Below are 733 nucleotides of genomic sequence, written 5' to 3'. Positions count from 1 at the left end.
CTCGCCCGGCGCGGCGGCGGCAACGGGCGCGGCGGCGACAGCGGCGGCGGGCGCGGCAAAACGGCGGAGCGCGGTCGCGAGCAAGCCCGGCTTGTCGGCCGCGGGCGCAGCGGCGCGGGGTTCGGCCCGCAGCGGCGCGGGCGTCAGGCTGGCCGGACGGCCAAAGGCGGGCGGCTCGGCCGCGCGGGCGGCGGCGGCACTGCGGGCGGCGGCGCGCCGGTCCTGCACGGCGGCGGCGGTGCGCGACGCGCCCCGGCCCGCGGCCTCGAGCCCCAGGGCATAGAGCGTGACCGTCCCGCGCAGCAGGAACCGGCCCAGCGCGCGCAGTTCCGCCAGGTCAAAGCCCGTGACGAACAGATACATCGCCACCGTGCCCGCCCCGAACATCAGCGACAGCATCCGCAGCCCCGTGCCCGTGCCCACCGGCAACAGCGTCAGCACCGCGCCCAGCACCGTGTCGCCGAACAGGCCCCCCAGCCCGATCGCGGGGTGCGGCCAGTCGGCGCCCGGCACATGCGTCGCGGCAAAGACCGCGCCCAGCGCCACGGCGATCACGGCAAAGATCATGCGCGACAGCGCCCGGTCGGCACCCCGGTGCAGCACGAACCGCACCCCCCAGGCCAGCAGGATCACCGGGATGCCCCAGGCGCCCTTGCCTCCGATGATCACCAGGGTCGAGGCGACGGCGGCGCCAAAGCGGCCCAAGAGGTTGCGCGCGGGTTCGTCGGTCGCG

At 77.4% G+C, this 733-nt stretch carries 1 protein-coding gene; it reads right to left on the bottom strand.

What is annotated here, in order from left to right; all coding sequences use genetic code 11:
* Positions 1 to 733 (bottom strand): DNA translocase FtsK 4TM domain-containing protein (locus tag ACLD7X_RS17510; RefSeq protein WP_411424969.1); only part of this gene is annotated, 733 nt, incomplete at both ends.

This window comes from Aphanothece microscopica RSMan92 (assembly GCF_046613545.2).
Classification (GTDB): Bacteria; Cyanobacteriota; Cyanobacteriia; order PCC-6307; family Cyanobiaceae; genus NIES-981.
This window is presented reverse-complemented; position numbering and strand designations above follow the sequence as displayed.